This window comes from Streptomyces sp. NPDC054840 (assembly GCF_053611065.1).
Genome location: NZ_JBSGZP010001120.1, coordinates 1 through 1299 on the forward strand (window position 1 = coordinate 1; position 1299 = coordinate 1299).

1 protein-coding gene is annotated in these 1299 nt (G+C 74.1%); it reads left to right on the forward strand.

The genetic code is table 11. The features are described from left to right. Nucleotides 1–152 precede the first annotated feature (152 nt). Nucleotides 153–1211 (forward strand): NAD-dependent epimerase/dehydratase family protein, encoded by a 1059-nt coding sequence (locus ACWGIU_RS38025; RefSeq protein ID WP_453712675.1) that lies wholly within the window; start codon nt 153–155, stop codon nt 1209–1211. The last annotated feature ends 88 nt before the right edge of the window (nt 1212–1299 follow it).

Genomic DNA, 1299 nt, shown 5'->3' on the forward strand with positions numbered 1-1299 from the left:
GGCCATCGATGCCCGAGCCGCGACGGCGAGCCCCGGCGACGCCGGGTGCTTCGGATGCGGTGCACGACGCACTCGGCCTCGCCGGCGCGTCCGCCGGCGAAGGCCTGTTCGTCGGTCACACGGCGTGCGTGAACTGGGACAGGAGCGACACGATGACATCCGACCATTTGAGCCCTACGGACCGCCCCGCGAGCCGTGCTGGCGACGGCCCCCGCGTCGTGGTCGTCGGAGCCACGGGAAACGTCGGAACCAGCGTGGTGCGGGCACTCTCCGAGAACCCGGCGGTGGGATCCGTCCTCGGCCTGGCCCGGCGCGTGCCTGACTGGCGGCCCCCGAAGACCGAGTGGCAGGCGGCGGACATCGAGCCGGGGGGAGCCGATCTCACACCGCTCCTCACGGGTGCCGACGCGGTGATCCACCTCGCCTGGAAGTTCCAGCCCACCCACCGGCCGGTCAAGACCTGGCGCACGAACGTGTTGGGCAGCGTCCGTGTCTTCGACGCCGTGGCCGCCGCGGGCGTGCCCGTCCTCGTACACGCCTCCTCGGTCGGCGCGTACTCACCCGGCCCCAAGGACCGCGCGGTGGACGAGTCCTGGCCGACGCACGGCTGGCCGCAGGCGGCGTACACGCGCGAGAAGTCCTACCTGGAACGGGTCCTCGACGCCTACGAGCAAGCCCACCCCGGCATCCGCGTGGTGCGGATGCGGCCCGCCTTCCTCTTCAAACGGGAGTCGGCTTCCGAGCAGCGCCGCATCTTCGCCGGTCGGCTGCTGCCGGGCCGGCTCGTCCGGCCCGGCCTGATCCCCGCCGTGCCCGACCTGCCCGGCCTGCGTTTCCAGGCCCTGCACACCGACGACGCAGCCGCCGCCTACTGCGAGGCCGTCGCCCGCCCGGTCCGCGGGGCCTTCAACCTGGCGGCCGAACCGCCCCTCGACGCCGCCGCCCTGGCCGGTGTCCTCGACGCGCGGCCCGTCTCGATGCCCGTCGGTCCGGTGCGGGCGGCGCTCTCCGCCGCCTGGCGGCTGCGGCTTGTCCCGGCCTCGCCCGACCTGTTCGACGCGGTGCTGCGCCTGCCGCTGCTGGACTGCTCCCGGGCCCGGGAGGAACTCGGTTGGACGCCGCGCCGAACTTCGCTCGAGGCGTTCGAGGAGCTCCTGTCCGGCCTGCGGGCCGGGGCGGGAATGGACACCGCTCCGCTCGCCGCGGGCTAAGGGCTGTCCCGTAATCCCCGGCGGGCGCACGACGCCGGCTACGGCACCTCGCCGCGTTGTCGGAACGCCCGAATACGCCCAGTATGGG